Source organism: Listeria rocourtiae FSL F6-920 (genome assembly GCF_000525975.1).
GTDB classification, from domain to species: domain Bacteria; phylum Bacillota; class Bacilli; order Lactobacillales; family Listeriaceae; genus Listeria_A; species Listeria_A rocourtiae.
In genome coordinates this window covers 68,797-85,821 of the sequence record NZ_AODK01000005.1, presented here as the reverse complement: position 1 = coordinate 85,821, position 17,025 = coordinate 68,797, and the positions used below count along the sequence as shown (strand labels likewise).

Genomic DNA, 17,025 nt, shown 5'->3' with positions numbered 1-17,025 from the left:
CAAATTCTAGTAGTCTTAAGGGTAATTAATAGATGACCGATGACGGAGAAAAGTACGACATGCATTTGCTGGTAAAGAGAGATGGGTCCTTAGGCTGGGAGACCGATTGCAGTTAAAATGTCGAAAAGACACTCCAGAGGCTTCTTGCTAAACGGCGTTGAGGCGCTTAGTAAGTAAGAACGTTGACAGGCGTTAACTGTTTTGAGTGGAGGAATATTATTGTCCTCAATTTAGGGTGGTACCACGGGTTAACTCTCGTCCCTTGTTTTATTTAGTTAAGACGAGGGATGGGGTTTTTTTGTTGTTGAGGCTCTTACGAAGTGTCCTATGCTGAATTAGAGCCTCAATATGCATGCGAAAAAAGTGAGCATGTAATCCACCAGTGGCTCTTACGCCGGAAAACAAAGAAGAACCGAGGAACCACAAAGAAGAGTTAGAGATGCAAGAGCCACAATGTGCAGGCAAACGCAGTTGAGCATGTAATCCCCAGTGTCGCTTAATGGGAATAACTACTATACAAACCAACCGAAGATACACACTGACTGTTCACTCAAACTCAGTTCAACCCCAACGCAACTATTCGCAAATTTTAGGAGGGATAAGGCATGCAAATGAAATTGCCAAGAGGAACACGCGATATTTTACCGGGAGAAGTAGAAAAGTGGCATTATGTAGAACGCGTTTTCCAATCGATATGTGAGAAATTTCAATATGAAGAAATTCGGACACCAATTTTTGAGCATACAGAATTATTCCAACGAGGCGTGGGAGATACAACGGATATCGTTTCGAAAGAGATGTACACGTTTCAAGATAAGAAAAACAGAAGTTTGACATTGCGTCCAGAAGGTACAGCATCCGTAGTTCGTGCATTTGTAGAGCATAAACTATTTGGCCAAGTGAACCAACCCGTGAAACTCTATTATTCAGGTCCGATGTTTCGCTATGAACGTCCACAAGGTGCGAGACAGCGCCAGTTTACGCAAATGGGACTCGAGGCGCTTGGAAGTAATGACCCGGCAATCGATGCAGAAATTATTTCCTTGGCGATGTCGTTCTATAAAGAGCTAGGTTTGCGAAATATTGAACTAGTTATCAACAGTCTAGGCGATAAAGAAAGTCGCTTAAAACATAAAGATGCTCTCGTGGCGCATTTCGAGCCACAAATCGATGAATTTTGCGCAGATTGTCAAGTACGTTTGCATAAAAATCCATTGCGTATTTTAGATTGTAAAGTGGATCATGCACATCCGCTTATCGCGAAAGCACCGTCGATTTTGGAATTTTTAAACGAAGAATCGACTGCATATTTCACGAAGGTGAAAACGTATTTGGATGCGTTAGGTATAGTTTATACGGTTGATCCGACGCTAGTTCGTGGTTTGGATTATTACAATCATACTACATTTGAAATTATGAGTACGGCAGAAGGCTTTGGTGCGAAATCCACACTTTGCGGTGGTGGTCGTTATCATGGCTTAGTGCAGGAATTTGATGGACCAGAAACGCCGGGTGTTGGCTTTGGACTAGGTGTGGAGCGCTTATTTGCGGCACTTGATGTTGAAGGGATTGAGCTTCCTGCTGCACGCGATTTGGATTGTTATGTGATTACAGCGACGGAAAGTGCTGAAATCAAAGCTGTAACAATGGTCAATGAGTTGCGATTAAGTGGTTTTAGTGCAGAAAAAGATTATATGGGTCGCAAAGTGAAAGGTCAGTTAAAAGATGCTGATCGTAAAAAAGCGAGGTTCACGATAGTTTTAGGAGACACAGAGCTTGAGAATGGTAAGGGCAAGCTGAAAAATATGCAAACAGGCGAGCAAACAGAAATTGAATTAGTAGCTGTTGTGGCTGGTTTACAAGCAGCGCGTGAATTAGAGGGGGAAAACAAATGAAGAAAAGAACATTATATTGTGGCGATGTAACGGAGAAACATATCGGAGAAAAAGTAATATTACATGGTTGGGTACAAAAACGTCGTGACTTGGGAGGGCTTATTTTTATCGATTTGCGTGATCGTGAAGGAATAGTCCAGGTTGTTTTCAATCCAGATTTTTCAGCGGATGCTTTAGCAATTGCGGAAACAGTTCGTAATGAGTTTGTGGTGACGGTTGTCGGGACGGTTGCGGCGAGAAGTGAAGGCGCGATAAATGATAAATTGGTGACGGGCCGAATTGAGGTTTTAGCTGAGGAATTGGAAGTATTGAATGCTTCGAAAACACCGCCGTTTTATATTGAAGATGGTGTGAATGTATCGGATGAACTGCGTTTGAAGTATCGCTATTTAGATTTGCGTCGCCCAGAAATGAACCAGATTTTTCAGATGCGTCATACAGCAACGAAAACATTCCGGCAAAAATTAGATCAAATGGGCTTTTTTGATATTGAAACACCGTATTTGACTAAGAGTACACCAGAAGGTGCCCGTGATTATTTGGTACCAAGTCGTGTATATCCGGGTAATTTTTATGCATTACCGCAATCACCACAAATTTTGAAGCAGTTATTGATGTCTTCTGGTTTTGATAAATATTACCAAATTGTACGTTGCTTCCGCGATGAAGATTTGCGCGGGGATCGTCAACCAGAATTTACACAAATCGATTTAGAGACAAGTTTTTTGACGAAAGAAGAGATTCAAGCGATTACCGAAGAAATGCTAGTTGCGGTAGTTGAAGCAACAAAAGGCATTAAAATCGATAAACCATTCCCGCACATGACGTATGCAGAGGCGATGGATCGTTTTGGTAGTGACAAACCCGACGTTCGTTTCGGTTTAGAACTGAAAAACATGGCAGAAGCAGTAGCGAATGTTGATTTCAAAGTGTTTACGAGTGCGATTGAAAACGGCGGTGAAGTAAAGGCTATCAATGCAAAAGCGGCGGCAGCGAACTACTCGCGTAAAGATATTGATGCGCTTGGAGAGTTTGTCGGGAGATATGGTGCGAAAGGTCTTGCATGGATGAAAGTAGAAGAGGATGGTTTCAAAGGACCGATTGCTAAATTCTTCACACCAGAAAATCAAGCAGCGGTTGCTAATGTTTTAGATGCAGAAGTTGGTGATTTGTTACTATTTGTTGCTGATAAAGCAGAAGTAGTTGCGGCATCTCTGGGTGCATTGCGTTCGAAGCTTGGCCAAGACCTCGATTTAATCGACCAGAGCGAGCTAGCATTTTTATGGGTGACGGATTGGCCGTTGTTTGAATATGACGAAGAAGCAGGACGTTTTGTTTCTGCCCATCATCCATTCACAATGCCGCAAGATGCATCATTGCTTGAAACAGCGCCAGAAAAAGCGATGGCAGAAGCGTATGATATCGTTCTAAATGGCTATGAAATTGGTGGAGGTTCTCTACGTATTTATAAAAAAGAAATGCAGCAACAAATGTTCCGAGCGCTCGGATTCACAGATGAAGAAGCGACAGAGCAATTCGGTTTCTTACTAGAAGCATTGGAATTTGGAACGCCGCCACATGGTGGAATTGCACTTGGCTTGGATCGAATTATCATGATTCTTGCAGGCAGAAATAACTTGCGCGATACGATTGCTTTCCCTAAAACAGGAAGCGCGGCAGATCCATTGACGAACGCTCCAAGTGAGGTAAGCCAGGCGCAGCTGGCTGAGTTGGCACTTGCGGTTGAAGCGAAGAAAGCAGAATAAGAAAATAGGATTTCTCACTTTGATTTTGTGTGTGAAATCCTATTTTTTTCATACAAAAAACCGTAGGCATCACTATTTTAGTGTGTTACCTACAGTTTTGAGATGTTGTCTAACATCTTTTTTAATTTGAGGATGTGTCAATCATCGTGACTTCAACATCGTTTGCTAATATTCCAGTATTGGCTTCATTCGACCAAAATGGACCTTCTAATGTTTTCTTTTCCTTGTTACTCACTTCATGCTTGTCGTAAAATCTAGCTTCTACAGCATAGCGATTGCCGACTTTCACCGAATCCCATTGTGATTCGTCAAGTTCTAGCGTTATTTGTTTGCTACCGGCTCCTTCAATATTTCCTGAAACAGAATTGTCCTTGTTCTTCTGCGTAACTAGAAAATTAAAAGAAACATCTATCGGGGAAGCGGAGTTTTGCAGAAAATAGTAACCTCCTGCTAAAAAAACAATCGCGATAATTGTAAAAAAGGGGACCTTTCGCATCTTTGTCTATCTCTCCTTCATATATAAAAAAACATCCAATTTAGCTACTTCTTCATTATAAGCTCTGTTTTTCATTTCGGGAAGGGGAAAATGCGATTTCTCATTGTATTTTTAGAATTAGTTCCTATTTCTTTATTCTTATCTCATCTAAATAACTAGTTTTCTTTTGGATGATCTTGTAAAGCATCGACGCCGCGTTCACCAGTGCTTATTTTGATGACCTCTGCAACGGGATAAATAAAAACTTTGCCATCGCCTGGTTCGCCGGTTCGCAGAGTATTTTTCACGACTTCTAGCACAGCTTCTACAGGCACGGTACTAACGACAATCTCGATTTTCATGCGTTCGTGGACATTATTCTCCTTCTTTTTCCCGCGGTACAACTCGATTAAGCCTTTTTCAAGGCCGGTTCCCAGTGCTTTTGTGACAGTCAAGCCACTAACACCGATTTCTGCGAGCGCTTTTTGGAATTCGTAAAAACGATTTGGACGTGTAATAATTTCGATTTTTGTTAAGTTTGACAATAGAACCACCCCTTAATCATGATAGGCTTTTTCGCCGTGAAGCGTTAAATCCAGCCCTTTGTATTCTTGGTCTTCATCTACTCTGACAGGTAAGAATATTTTGATAACATAGATAATAATGATAGTGGCAACTGCGACAAAAACGATCGTTGAACCGATAGCGATGAGTTGTTTTCCAAGCAAGTTGGCATTTCCATAAAAAAGACCATCCGCGCCGAGTTCGTTAATTTTAGTAGTGGCAAAAAGCCCTGTAGCAATACCGCCCCAAATACCACCAATGCCATGTAAACCGAAAGCGTCAAGTGCATCATCGTATTTCAATTTACCTTTCAACCAAAAGACTGCCCAAAAACAAATTGCGCCGCCAAGGAAACCGATCAATAAGGCGCTACCGACTGTCACAAAACCAGCAGCGGGCGTGATGGAGACGAGACCAGCAATCGCGCCAGAAATTGTGCCAAGCATCGTCGGTTTTTTGTTAATCATCCATTCGACAGCGACCCACCCAATAATCCCGGCAGCAGCTGCTGAATTGGTGTTAACGAACGCAGCCATCGCAACATTATCAATCGTCAGTGCGCTACCAACATTAAATCCATACCAACCGAACCAAACTAATATACCACCAATTAACGCGAGTGGCAAATTATGTGGGGAGGAGTTCTCAGCTTCTTTGCGGCGTCCAAGTATGATTGCGAGTACGAGTCCAGTAATACCAGAACTAATATGAACGACATTTCCACCGGCAAAATCAAGCGCACCAAGTTCACGCAACCAGCCGCCATCGCCCCAAACCCAATGGGCAACAGGAGAATAAACAAGTAATGACCATAATATAATGAAGATTAAGTATGCCGCAAAATTCATTCGTTCTGCAAAAGCGCCAGAAATAATAGCGACAGTCAAAATAGCGAATGTCATTTGGAACATCATGAATAAAGTATGTGGAATCGTTTCGGAATACGTCGCATTAGCCTCAAAACCAACGCTGTGTAAGAAAGTCCAATCAAAACTCCCGATAAAAGTGTTTCCTGGTGCGAACGCAAGAGAATAACCAACAAAAACCCATAATATAGAAATGATGGCCATCGAACTAAAACTATACATTGCTGTACTAAGTACATTTTTACGACGAACCATTCCTCCATAGAATAAAGCGATTCCTGGTGTCATCAGCCAAACTAACAAGGTACAAAAAAACATAAATATTGCTTCCATATGGCATTCTCCTTTTGTTAGATAATCTAACATTTAAATTTTTTATTATGTGATAATAATACTTCAAACTGAAAATAATGCAAGAGATTTTATTTGAAAACTCAAATTTTGTTAGATAATATAACATCAATCATTTTTTTTATTATTATTTAGAGTTTTAATTGCAATTTTCTTTTTATTTGAGGTACATTTTTTGCAAGAAAAGAATTGACATAAAGATGTAAAAATAGTTTTGCGCAGTGAAGAGGTGGATAAACAAAAAAGCCGCTCACATTTTGATGTGAACCGCTTTATTTTTAGATATAAAACATGTAGCCATCTAATAGAGGATCATCACCATGGCTGGCTAAATCTTCTAATGTGGTGCTGTCTAGAACTTCTTTGACAGCATTACGAATGCGCAACCAGAGTTCGCGCTGGGCTGCCTCTTCGTCTTCGATACTTTCTACGAGCACGATGGGACCTTCTAACGTACGGATAATGTCTCCAGCTGTAATTTTTGCAGGCTCATCACCTAGGATATAGCCTCCATGTGCGCCGCGGATACTTTTTACAATACCTGCGTTGCGCAATGGGCCGATTAGTTGTTCTAAGTAATGTTCTGATAAGCCTTTTTTTTTTCGGCGATGGAACGTAATGAAATGGGACCTTGTCCAAAACATCGCGTTAATTCCAATACAATAGTTAAGCCATAGCGACCTTTTGTTGTGATTTTCATAATAACCTCCAAATGAATGTTGCGATTTTCTGTTATAATTGAGAAGAATCTTCTATGTATCATTAGCTAATTGTGATATTAGGATAATTATATAGTAAAAAGCGCCAAGAAGCTAATGAAATAGATGAAAAACGATAACAGAACATACGCTCTTCTGTTATAATTAGGATAAATGATTGGAGGGGGAAATATGGCTATTCAACCGCTTGCTTATCGCATGAGGCCGAAGTCGCTGGATGATATTGTTGGACAGAAGCATCTCGTTGGTAAGGATAAAGTGATTTATCGGATGGTAAAGGCAAAACAGCTGTCTTCCATGATTTTGTATGGACCGCCTGGAATTGGCAAAACATCGATTGCAAGTGCGATTGCTGGCAGTACAAAATACGCATTTCGAATGTTAAACGCCGTGACGAATAATAAGAAGGATTTAGAAATTGTTGCTGCAGAAGCGAAGATGAGCGGTACGGTTATTTTACTTTTGGATGAGGTACACCGTTTGGACAAGCCGAAACAGGATTTTCTGTTACCCCATTTGGAGAGCGGTCAGATTATTTTGATTGGGGCAACGACTAGTAATCCGTACATTGCGATTAATCCGGCGATTCGGAGCCGGACGCAAATTTTTGAATTGAAGCCTTTGTCAGTAGCGGATATTGAGGTGACGATGGACCGAGCGCTCGTGGATTTGGAGCGTGGTTTAGGAGCGTATGAGGTGGTTTTAGATGGGGATGCTAAGACACACTTGGCGACGGCGAGTAATGGTGATGTTCGGAGTGCGCTGAATGCATTGGAGTTGGCAGTTATTTCTTCGGAACCCGATGATGTGGGACAAGTGCATGTGACGCTAGAAGTCGCTGAGGAGTGTTTGCAACGTAAGAGCTTGGCGCATGATAAAGATGGCGATGCGCATTACGATGTTTTGAGCGCATTTCAGAAATCGGTGCGAGGTAGTGATGTGAATGCGGCGCTTCATTACATGGGAAGATTGATTGAGGCGGGGGATTTAGTAAGTATAAGTCGGCGATTGCTCGTAATGGCATATGAGGATATTGGACTTGCGAACCCACAGGCTGCGACACATACTTTATCCGCGATACAGACCGCTGAGAAAATTGGCTTTCCTGAGGCTCGGATTCCGCTTGCGAATGCTGTTATTGAACTTTGCTTATCTCCAAAATCGAATTCTGCTATTATGGCGATTGACAGCGCCCTCGCAGATATTCGGGCTGGAAAAAGCGGTGAGGTACCAGATCATTTACGTGATGGGCATTATTCTGGAGCGCAGGAACTTGGCCGGGCGCTGGATTATAAATATCCGCATAGTTATGAGAATGCTTGGGTTGATCAGCAGTATTTACCAGATCGACTTTTAAAAGCGAAGTACTATGAACCGAAATTGACCTCAAAGTATGAGCAGATGATTGCTGGGGTTTATGAGAAAATAAATCAGAATAAGAAATAACGGAACGGGTGTAACGATTAGCGCTTACATTCTAGATGTTAATTTAGTACAAAAAAATACATCTTTTTTGTTGAAATAAGTGTTCCAAATTGAAATATCCATACTTATGTGGTATTCTTAGTTCAATAAAGAAAACCCTAATGTATTCGTTATGGTGCCTATATTATTGAACCGAACAATTTGATCTACCTAGGGAGCCCAAGTTCGGGCGCAGCGCACATGCCTTTTCACGAGGACTTGTAAACCGTCAGACAGAGCACCCACCTGCTGTTAATAGCGGGTTCAAACAATGGTATTAAGACGGTACGATTGGGGTTTCTTTATTATTAAAATACAATTTGAGCACTCCATTTTTGAACGGGCTTCTAACGTTTCATAAGTGGGGTGATTTTGCTGTGGCTCTTATGAAGCATCTCTTGCTGAATTAGAGCCCTCAATATGCATGCGAACAAAGTGAGCAGGTAATCCACCAGCGGCTCTTAGAACGCAAAATCAGGAATAAATTCAAAACAAAAATGAGCCCTCGCTCAAATATCGAATAATACTAGAACAATGGATGAGTAAGCAATATTAGAGGGTGCAGTAATTAACTTTTAAGTGCAATATAAATTACAATATTTTTGACCTTAATAATCCCAAATTTACTTAAACAAAATTCTTATTGTATTTTAGATAGGGGATATCTTGGTTTTTTGCTTTTGGCATCGTTTCTTGCTAAAATAGGATAGATTATAAAAAAATATCTTTTAAAGGCTAGTTGATAGTTTTTAATATAGAAAGAAGCGATTTTATGATAGGACGTGTGTATTTAGATCATGCAGCGACTAGTCCGATTCATCCTGAGGTTGTGCAGGCGATGCTGGCTAGTTTTACGAATAACTATGGCAATCCTTCTAGTATTCACTATGCAGGGAGAGATGCTAGGAAGGCGCTTGATGAGGCACGCGCGATTGTGGCAGGGAGTATTGGAGCAGATGAGCGTGAGGTTGTGTTTACGAGTGGCGGTACCGAGGGAGATAATGTCGCGTTAATTGGATCGGCGTATGCGAATCGTGATCGTGGTAGACATATTATTACAACTGCAATCGAGCATCCAGCGGTTTTGGAGGCGTGTCGCTTTTTGGAGACGCAAGGATTTGATGTGACGTATTTACCAGTGGATAAGGATGGTATTATTTCTCTTGCGGATTTTGATGCGGCGCTTACAAGTGAGACGATTCTGGTTTCTGTGATGTATGGGAATAACGAGATTGGTTCGGTTCAGCCGATTCGGGCGATTGGTGAGCGGTTGGAGAAACATCAGGCGCTATTTCATACGGATGCGGTGCAGGCTTTTGGGATGTTTGACATGGATGTTGCGGAGCTTGGCGTGGATATGTTGACAGTGACGGCGCACAAGATTAATGGTCCGCGCGGCATTGGTTTTTTGTATGTTAAAAATGGGACGAATTTAGTGTACCCTTTTCATGGCGGGGAGCAGGAGCGCAAGCGTCGAGCTGGTACGGAAAATTTGCCGGGGATTTGTGGCATGGCTGAGGCTGTACGCATTTCTTTGGAATCGAGGAAGCAGAAACGCTCTGATTTTAAGGATTATAAGCAGGTGTTTGTGGATACTTTTGCGGAGAGTGGGATTCTTTTTGAAGTGAATGGTTTGCTTGAGAAGGGATTGCCGCAAGTTCTGAATGTGCGTTTCCCAGGCGTTTCGGTGGAGCAGTTGTTGATGAATTTGGATATGGCTGGAATCGCGGTTTCTAGTGGTTCAGCTTGTACGGCTGGTACGGTGGACCCGTCGCACGTCTTGGTGGCGCTTTTTGGCGCGGATCATGCAGGTGTGCGCGAGTCGATTCGGATTAGTTTTGGCCTTGGTAATTCTTACGAGGAAATGGAGAAGGCGGCAAGCGAGATTGTAAAAGTGGTACAGCGACTTTGTAAGTGAAGAGGAGTAGTTAAAATGGATAATAGTAAGACGCGAGTAGTTGTTGGCATGTCTGGCGGCGTGGACTCGTCGGTGACAGCTTATTTGCTAAAAAAGCAAGGCTACGATGTCATCGGAATCTTTATGAAAAATTGGGATGATACGGATGAATTTGGAATGTGCACAGCAACGGAGGATTACGAGGATGTCATTCGTGTGGCGAACCAAATTGGGATTCCATATTATGCTGTTAATTTTGAAAAGGAATATTGGGACAAAGTATTCACATATTTCTTGGATGAGTATAAATTGGGTCGAACGCCAAATCCAGACGTCATGTGTAATAAAGAGATTAAATTTAAGGCATTTTTGGAGCACGCGGAGAGTTTGGGTGCTGATTTTGTGGCGACGGGACATTATGCGCGTGTGGAAACAATTGATAATGAGGTTAAAATGTTGCGCGGTGTGGACCGGAATAAAGATCAGACATACTTCTTGAACCAGCTATCGCAAGCGCAAATTTCAAAAGTGATGTTCCCGCTTGGTGGAATGGAAAAACCGGAAGTGCGTCGGATTGCGGAAGAGGCAGAGCTTGCAACAGCTGGCAAGAAGGATAGCACAGGGATTTGTTTCATTGGAGAACGTAATTTCAAGCAATTTTTGAGTGAGTATTTGCCGGCACAACCTGGTGATATGAAGACGCTTGATGGGAAATTAATGGGTAAACATGATGGATTGATGTATCATACGATTGGGCAACGTCATGGCTTGGGCATTGGTGGAGACGGTGATCCGTGGTTTGTAGTTGGGAAGGATTTAGCGAATAATGTGTTATTCGTGGAACAAGGTTTTCATCATGATAGCCTATATTCAGATTCGCTTGTAGCAACGGATATGAGCTTCGTTTCGGATCGACCTGTGGATGCAGTGTTCCATTGTACGGCAAAATTCCGTTATCGTCAGGAAGATGTTGGTGTAACGGTGCATTTGTTGGATGGTAATAAGGCGCACGTTGTATTTGATGAGCCAGCTCGTGCGGTGACGCCAGGTCAAGCGCTCGTTCTTTACGATGGAGATGTTTGTTTAGGCGGGGGAACGATTGATGAAATTTATAAACAAGATGTGCAATTGCAATATGTTGGATAAGAAACTTGAAAAAGGGTTTGGGATGGGATTATTTCCTGAACTCTTTTTTTGATAAAGGATGAAAAGAGGATTCGGATGAAAAAGACGTTATGGATTGTATTGGCTGTTCTCGTTTTGATTATTGGTGGTGCTTATTTTTACTTCAATACATCGCCGAATCAGTTTGCAGAAGATGCTGGGAATTCCACGAAAAAAATAGATGTCGTGGATGACAGTGGCTTTTTGATGTTTACTCCAATGAATCAGGATGTGAAGGAAAGCGTGATTTTTTATCCTGGTGCGTTCATTGATGCGCTCAGTTATGCTCCAATGGCAAAAGGGCTTGCGAATGCAGGTTATAAGGTGTACATTGCCGAAATGCCACTTGATTTAGCTGTTTTTGGGAAAAATAAGGCAGCAGATATTATTGATAGTCATGAAGATGAGCATTTTGTGATTGGTGGTCATTCGCTAGGCGGTGCGATGGCGGCGCGGTTTGCTCATGACAATATGGATGAATTGGATGGTATTTTCTTTTTAGCAAGCTATCCAGATGAGAAGGGAACGCTTGTAAAAGCTCCGTTTTCGGCGTTGTCGATTACTGCGACGAAGGATGGTGTGCTTAATTGGGATACATACGAAAAAAATAAGCAATATTTGCCGGAGAACACAACTTTTGTGTCAATAAAAGGCGGAAACCATGCGCAATTTGGGGCTTATGGAAAACAGCATGGTGATGGTAATGCCTCAATTAGTGTCGAGGAGCAGACAAACGAAACAGTAGCGGCGCTAAAAACATGGCTGGCTGTTGCGGTAAAATAGGAGGAGAAAAGCATGATGGATAAAAATGCACAAGGTATTGAAGCGATGCAAAAGAATGATTTAGAGACGGCAGTACGCCTTTTTACGGAGGTTATTGAGGAACACCCGAACGATCCGGTTGGCTTTATTAATTTCGGTAATGTGTTGCTTTCGATGGATGATTTCGAGCGGGCAGAACGCTTTTTTGAGCGAGGAATTGAGCTGGATAGCAAGGCTTCAGCGGCTTATTATAGTTTAGGAAATTTGTATTACGTGCTGGAACGCTACCAGGACGCAGCAAAGCAATTTGAACAAGCGATTGCGAATGGACTGGATTCAGCGGATGTTTATTTCATGATTGGGATGAGTTTTGTGCAGATGGATGAGAATTTGTTGGCGATTCCTTATTTGATGCGCTCGGTAGAATTGGCGCCTGATGACGTGGAGGCTGCTTTCCAGTATGGGATTGCTTTGGCGAAATCGGACTTGTTTGAGGATGCGATTGGAGCGCTTGAGCGTGTGTTGATGTTGAAACCAGATGATGCCGATGCGCTTTACAATATCGGTGCCGCGTACTTAGCTTGGCAAGGCGATTTAGTGATTGGGAAAAATTATTTTGAGAAAGCTGTGGCGAGCGATGAGAACCATGAATTGGCAGCGAATGCGCTGGCGGCTATTCAAGATTTAGAGGCTAGCGGCGAGTAAGGGACGACATACAAGATGAGGAGGTGGGAAAATGGACATGCAAGAAACGTTGGGATTGCTCGGTGAGAACGAGGAACTGTACATGAAAGGACTCGTGATGTCGACAATCTTTCATAATAGCGACAACTTGTTTTCGGTGATAAGGATTCAGGTGCAGGATACGAATACGACATGGGACGAGAAGGATATTGTTGTGACGGGCTTTTTTCCTGCCCTTCATGAGCAAGAGGTGTACATATTTCATGGTAAATTAATGGATCATGCCAAATTTGGTCAGCAGTTTAAAGCGGATCGATTTAGAAAAGAGATGCCGCAGACGAAGCAAGGGCTGGTGCAGTATTTATCGGGAGAACTTTTTAAAGGTATTGGGAAGAAGACAGCGGAACGTGTCGTGGAGACGCTTGGCGAGGATGCCATTAGCCGGATTTTGTCTGATCCGTCTCTGCTTCAAGAAGTGCCGCGTTTGCCGCTTGCGACGGCAGAGAGTTTGCTAGAATCGTTGCGCGAGAATCAGGGTTTGGAACACATTATGGTGAGTTTGAATGAATACGGATTTGGCCCGCAACTCTCGATGAAAATTTTTCAGGCGTATAAGCAAGATACGTTACATGTATTGGAAAATAATCCTTATAAGCTAATTGAAGATGTAAAGGGGATTGGATTTAATCGTGCGGATGAGCTAGGACGCAAACTTGGACTTGGTGGAAATCATTATTCGCGTTTACAGGCGGCGATTTTGTACATGTTGGAGCAGGAGTCACTGCAGCAAGGTAACGTATTTATGGAGCGGGAAGTTTTGCTGGAGACGGTAACGCAACTACTTGAGAATAGTGAACCAGTTCGGATTGAGCAAGAACAATTGACGAAGCAGTTGCTGGCTCTTGAGGAAGATATGAAGGTGATGACGGAGAACACGCGGGTGTATGTGCCATCGCTTTATTTTGCGGAGGCTGGGTTTGCGGCGCACGTGAAACGAATGATGCGACAAAAGGAGTACGAGGAACTTTTTCCAAAATCGGAGTTTTATATCGCGCTCGGTGAATTGGAGGATCGGATTGGTGTTTCTTATGGGGAAACCCAGAAGGTGGCGCTTGAGCAAGCATTGATGTCGCCGATGCTTATTTTGACTGGTGGACCCGGTACTGGGAAAACGACGGTTATTAAAGGGATTGTGGAGCTTTATGCCGAGTTAAATGGTGTTAATTTGGACCCGATGTCGTATAAGGATGGTGAGAAATTGCCGATTTTGTTGGCAGCACCGACGGGACGTGCGGCGAAACGAATGACGGAATCAACGGGATTGCCTGCGATGACGATTCACCGACTGCTAGGAATGAACGGGCAGGAGCAGTTGGACGATGATAATGAGCGTTCGATTGAAGGGAAATTGCTGATTATTGATGAGATGTCAATGGTTGATATTTGGCTTGCCAATCAGCTTTTTCGGGCTTTGCCAGCACACATGCAAGTGATTTTAGTGGGAGATCAGGATCAGTTGCCATCTGTTGGGCCGGGGCAAGTTTTGAAAGATATGTTGCGGTCAAACGAGATTCCGACCGTGGAGTTGACAGATATTTATCGGCAGGAAGACGGTTCATCGATTATTGAACTTGCGCATGATATTCGCCAAGGATTTTTGCCAGCAACATTTACGAAAAATAGTACGGACCGGTCGTTTTTCCACTGTACGGTGAATCAGATTGCTGAGGTTGTGGAAAAAGTTGTGGAGAATGCGAAGAAAAAAGGATTTCGCGCGAAAGATATCCAAGTTTTGGCGCCGATGTACCGTGGACCTGCGGGAATCGATATTTTAAATCGCAAAATGCAGGAGATTTTCAATGCGAACCCAGAAGGCAAGCGCAAAGAAGTGAAATTCGGCGATATTGTTTTTCGGATTGGAGATCGGGTATTGCAACTAGTGAATCAGCCGGAGAAGAACGTTTTTAATGGCGATTTTGGCGAGATTGTCTCGATTATTTATGCGAAGGAAAACACGGAGAAGCAGGATATGGTCGTTGTGCAGTTTGATCAGACGGAGGTTGAGTATTTTAGGCAGGAGTTTGGCCAATTGACGCACGCGTATTGCTGTTCGATTCATAAGGCGCAGGGGAGTGAGTTTCCGATTGTGATCATGCCGGTGGTGCGTAGTTATTACCGGATGTTGCGACGTGATATTTTGTATACAGCGGTGACTCGGAGCAAGCAGTTTTTGATTATTTGCGGAGAAGAAGATGCGTTTCGGATGGGTGTCGAGCGGATCGATGAGGAGAAACGGAATACGACGCTGTATGAGCGGTTGCAGAGTGAGGAAGATATATTGGCAACGGTGAGTAATCGGAAGTTGCTGACGGAGGAGAATTGGATGAACATTGATCCAATGATTGGGATGAGTGATATTACGCCATATCAATTTATGCGCGCTTAGGAAGGGCTTGGAGATGGAGATTCAGAAATTGGAAAGTGACGGCATTGCTCGGATTAAGAGCGATGAGGTTATAATAAAAGATGCGGCGTCAATGTTGGACTTTGTGATGAGTGTGCAGTATGAGACAACGTATCGTAAAATTCTTATTGATAAGGCAATAATTTTGGAGGACTTTTTTGACCTCAAAACGAGATTATTAGGTGATGCTTTTCAAAAGTTAGTGACATACCAGCTGAAAATGGCGATAGTTGGTGATTTTTCGATGTATAGTGAGAATTTTAAGGATTATATGTATGAGAGTAATAAGGGGAGTCATGTTTATTTTGTTGCTACCGAGGAAGAAGCGGTTGATAAATTGAGATGAGAAATAGTGGAATGACGTCTTGCCTGAAAAATGGGTGAGGCGTTTTGTTGTTGACGCTTTCAGGAATAATTTGTAATATAATATTTTTTTGTAAATGCCAATAAGGGAGTATAAAATACTAATTAAAAACAACCAAACCTAACTAGATTTTGCGCTGCTAGGTTTGGTTTGTTTTCTTTCAATTATCCACAAAAAACGGCAATTTAATCGTAAATGAGGTTCCTTCACCAGCCGCGCTATGAACGCTAACTTCACCATCATGATAGCTAATCAACTGCTTCACAATTGACAGCCCGATGCCAGATTCACCGAACTTCGTGCTCGTCCGTGACATATCGGCTTTATAGAAGCGGTCCCAGATCTGCTCAATTTCGGATTCATCCATGCCAATTCCTGTGTCGCTAATCTCAAAAATCGTTTCTTTATACTCCTGCCTCGCTGATAGAGTAATCGTGCCGTTTTCGGTAAATTGGATGCTGTTTTTCACGATATTAATGAAAACTTGCATCAATCGGTCGTAATCTGCAAAAACTTGGACGGACTCTCGTGTATCCACTACAATCTGATTACCTTTATTTTCAGCGGTTAGTTGTAGTTGGTCCTTGATAATTGCTAAAAATTCATGTGCTGCAAATGTCGTTTTTTGAAGTTGAATTTGATTGGAACGAATTCGCTCGTAATCAAGGTTTTCATTCACAAGTCGCGCTAGACGCCTGGCTTCGGTATCAATCAATGCGATACAGCGGTCCGTCTCACTTTTCGGGATAATGTCGTTTACCAAGCCTTCTGTTAAACCACTAATCGTTGTGAGTGGTGTACGCATTTCATGAGAAACATCGGCGATAAACTGACGGCGACGCTTTTCTTGGCGCTCAATTTCAGTCGCAGATTCTTCTAGTGTCTGTGTCATCTTATTAAAATCACCAGCCAGTGTGCCGATTTCATCAATGGAACTTTCTTTCAAGCGCACACTATAATTCCCTTTAATGACTTCTTTCGTCGCAGAGCTTAGTTTACGGAAACGATTCACTTGTAGTTTCGCAATAATCGCGCTCAAAATAAGAGCAATCGTAATCGAGATAAGAATCGTATAGAAAACGTACCAATTAATTTTGCCAATGACTTTCTCAGTGCCGCTAATTGGCGAGGTAAGCATGACTCCACCAGCAAATACGCCATTTTGCTCAATTGGAATGCTCACGCGCGTCAATTGGTCGGTGAAGCGTGTGTCTACTAATGTCGAAACCGTCTTGCCTTCTTGCAATTCCTTCCATTCATCGGCTTTCAAATGAAAATCAGCCGGAAGCGGGCGATTTGTTTGCGGGTAGATAATCGCAGCAGTATTATCAAAAATCACATAATGAATGTTTTTCACGCCTAAAATTTGCTGATACGTCTGTAAAATCGGACTTCCAGTTTCCCGATCCGACATATTCTGCACACCGTTCGCAATTTCTTCTCCATACGCCGTCAAATCAGCCACTTGTGTCTCATACAAATAATCCTTCATAAAATGTGAAATGAGCAGGCCAATCATCAAGCAGGCGGCGAACAAAATAATAAACTGTGTCAAAAAAAGCTGATAAAAGTATTTAAATTTCATGCCAA

The 17,025-nt window shown here is 42.5% G+C and carries 13 protein-coding genes, 1 other RNA gene, 1 pseudogene and 1 other annotated feature; of the genes and pseudogenes, 10 read left to right on the top strand and 5 right to left on the bottom strand.

Features of this window, described 5'->3' with window-relative positions; genetic code table 11:
* The first annotated feature begins 30 nt into the window (after positions 1-30).
* Positions 31-266: a binding site (T-box leader), on the top strand.
* A gap of 339 nt (positions 267-605) precedes the next feature.
* Both hisS and aspS read left to right on the top strand, forming a co-directional pair.
* The gene (gene hisS, locus PROCOU_RS01880) at positions 606-1,895 is read left to right on the top strand and encodes a histidine--tRNA ligase (protein WP_036069304.1); all 1,290 of its coding nucleotides are present in this window, start codon (positions 606-608) and stop codon (positions 1,893-1,895) included.
* Positions 1,892-3,661 carry an aspartate--tRNA ligase gene (aspS, locus tag PROCOU_RS01875; RefSeq protein ID WP_036069303.1) on the top strand — a complete coding sequence of 590 codons (1,770 nt, stop codon included), beginning with the start codon at positions 1,892-1,894 and terminating at the stop codon, positions 3,659-3,661. The genes hisS and aspS overlap by 4 nt, the downstream gene beginning before the upstream one ends.
* Before the next feature lie 121 nt (positions 3,662-3,782).
* Here the strand turns inward: aspS and PROCOU_RS01870 are convergent, their stop codons facing one another.
* From PROCOU_RS01870 to cymR, 4 genes and pseudogenes are all read right to left on the bottom strand, one after another.
* On the bottom strand, positions 3,783-4,157 hold the full coding sequence (locus tag PROCOU_RS01870; RefSeq protein WP_036069301.1) for a hypothetical protein: 375 nt from the start codon (positions 4,155-4,157) through the stop codon (positions 3,783-3,785).
* A gap of 155 nt (positions 4,158-4,312) precedes the next feature.
* Complete coding sequence (locus PROCOU_RS01865) at positions 4,313-4,681, bottom strand: P-II family nitrogen regulator (protein ID WP_036069299.1); 369 nt, start codon at positions 4,679-4,681, stop codon at positions 4,313-4,315.
* A 12-nt stretch (positions 4,682-4,693) separates the two neighbouring features.
* On the bottom strand, positions 4,694-5,899 hold the full coding sequence (locus PROCOU_RS01860) for an ammonium transporter (RefSeq protein ID WP_036069298.1): 1,206 nt from the start codon (positions 5,897-5,899) through the stop codon (positions 4,694-4,696).
* A gap of 296 nt (positions 5,900-6,195) precedes the next feature.
* Positions 6,196-6,617 (bottom strand): annotated as a pseudogene (gene cymR, locus PROCOU_RS01855) (cysteine metabolism transcriptional regulator CymR).
* Between the two features lie 190 nt (positions 6,618-6,807).
* Here cymR and PROCOU_RS01850 point away from each other — a divergent pair.
* The 8 genes from PROCOU_RS01850 to PROCOU_RS01820 all read left to right on the top strand — a co-directional run bounded on the left by PROCOU_RS01850 (position 6,808) and on the right by PROCOU_RS01820 (position 15,417).
* The gene (locus PROCOU_RS01850) at positions 6,808-8,082 is read left to right on the top strand and encodes a replication-associated recombination protein A (protein ID WP_036069295.1); all 1,275 of its coding nucleotides are present in this window, start codon (positions 6,808-6,810) and stop codon (positions 8,080-8,082) included.
* Positions 8,083-8,213: 131 nt separating this feature from the next.
* A non-coding RNA gene (gene ssrS, locus PROCOU_RS16975) (6S RNA) lies at positions 8,214-8,402 on the top strand.
* A 470-nt stretch (positions 8,403-8,872) separates the two neighbouring features.
* Positions 8,873-10,018 (top strand): cysteine desulfurase family protein, encoded by a 1,146-nt coding sequence (locus tag PROCOU_RS01845; RefSeq protein ID WP_036069292.1) that lies wholly within the window; start codon positions 8,873-8,875, stop codon positions 10,016-10,018.
* Positions 10,019-10,033: 15 nt separating this feature from the next.
* The gene (mnmA, locus tag PROCOU_RS01840) at positions 10,034-11,143 is read left to right on the top strand and encodes a tRNA 2-thiouridine(34) synthase MnmA (protein ID WP_036069289.1); all 1,110 of its coding nucleotides are present in this window, start codon (positions 10,034-10,036) and stop codon (positions 11,141-11,143) included.
* A 75-nt stretch (positions 11,144-11,218) separates the two neighbouring features.
* The gene (locus PROCOU_RS01835) at positions 11,219-11,944 is read left to right on the top strand and encodes an alpha/beta hydrolase (protein WP_036069287.1); all 726 of its coding nucleotides are present in this window, start codon (positions 11,219-11,221) and stop codon (positions 11,942-11,944) included.
* Positions 11,945-11,959: 15 nt separating this feature from the next.
* Positions 11,960-12,628, top strand: coding sequence for a tetratricopeptide repeat protein (locus tag PROCOU_RS01830; RefSeq protein ID WP_036069366.1), 669 nt, complete (start codon positions 11,960-11,962; stop codon positions 12,626-12,628).
* A gap of 31 nt (positions 12,629-12,659) precedes the next feature.
* Entirely contained in the window at positions 12,660-15,053 is a 2,394-nt protein-coding gene (gene recD2, locus PROCOU_RS01825) for an SF1B family DNA helicase RecD2 (protein ID WP_036069285.1), read from the top strand.
* Between the two features lie 13 nt (positions 15,054-15,066).
* Positions 15,067-15,417 (top strand): DUF4180 domain-containing protein, encoded by a 351-nt coding sequence (locus PROCOU_RS01820; protein WP_036069283.1) that lies wholly within the window; start codon positions 15,067-15,069, stop codon positions 15,415-15,417.
* 178 nt (positions 15,418-15,595) lie between these two features.
* Here PROCOU_RS01820 and pieS read toward each other — a convergent pair whose 3' ends face one another.
* A complete protein-coding gene (gene pieS / locus PROCOU_RS01815) occupies positions 15,596-17,020 on the bottom strand; it encodes a two component system sensor histidine kinase PieS (protein WP_036069365.1) in 1,425 nt (474 codons plus the stop codon).
* Between the last annotated feature and the right edge of the window lie 5 nt (positions 17,021-17,025).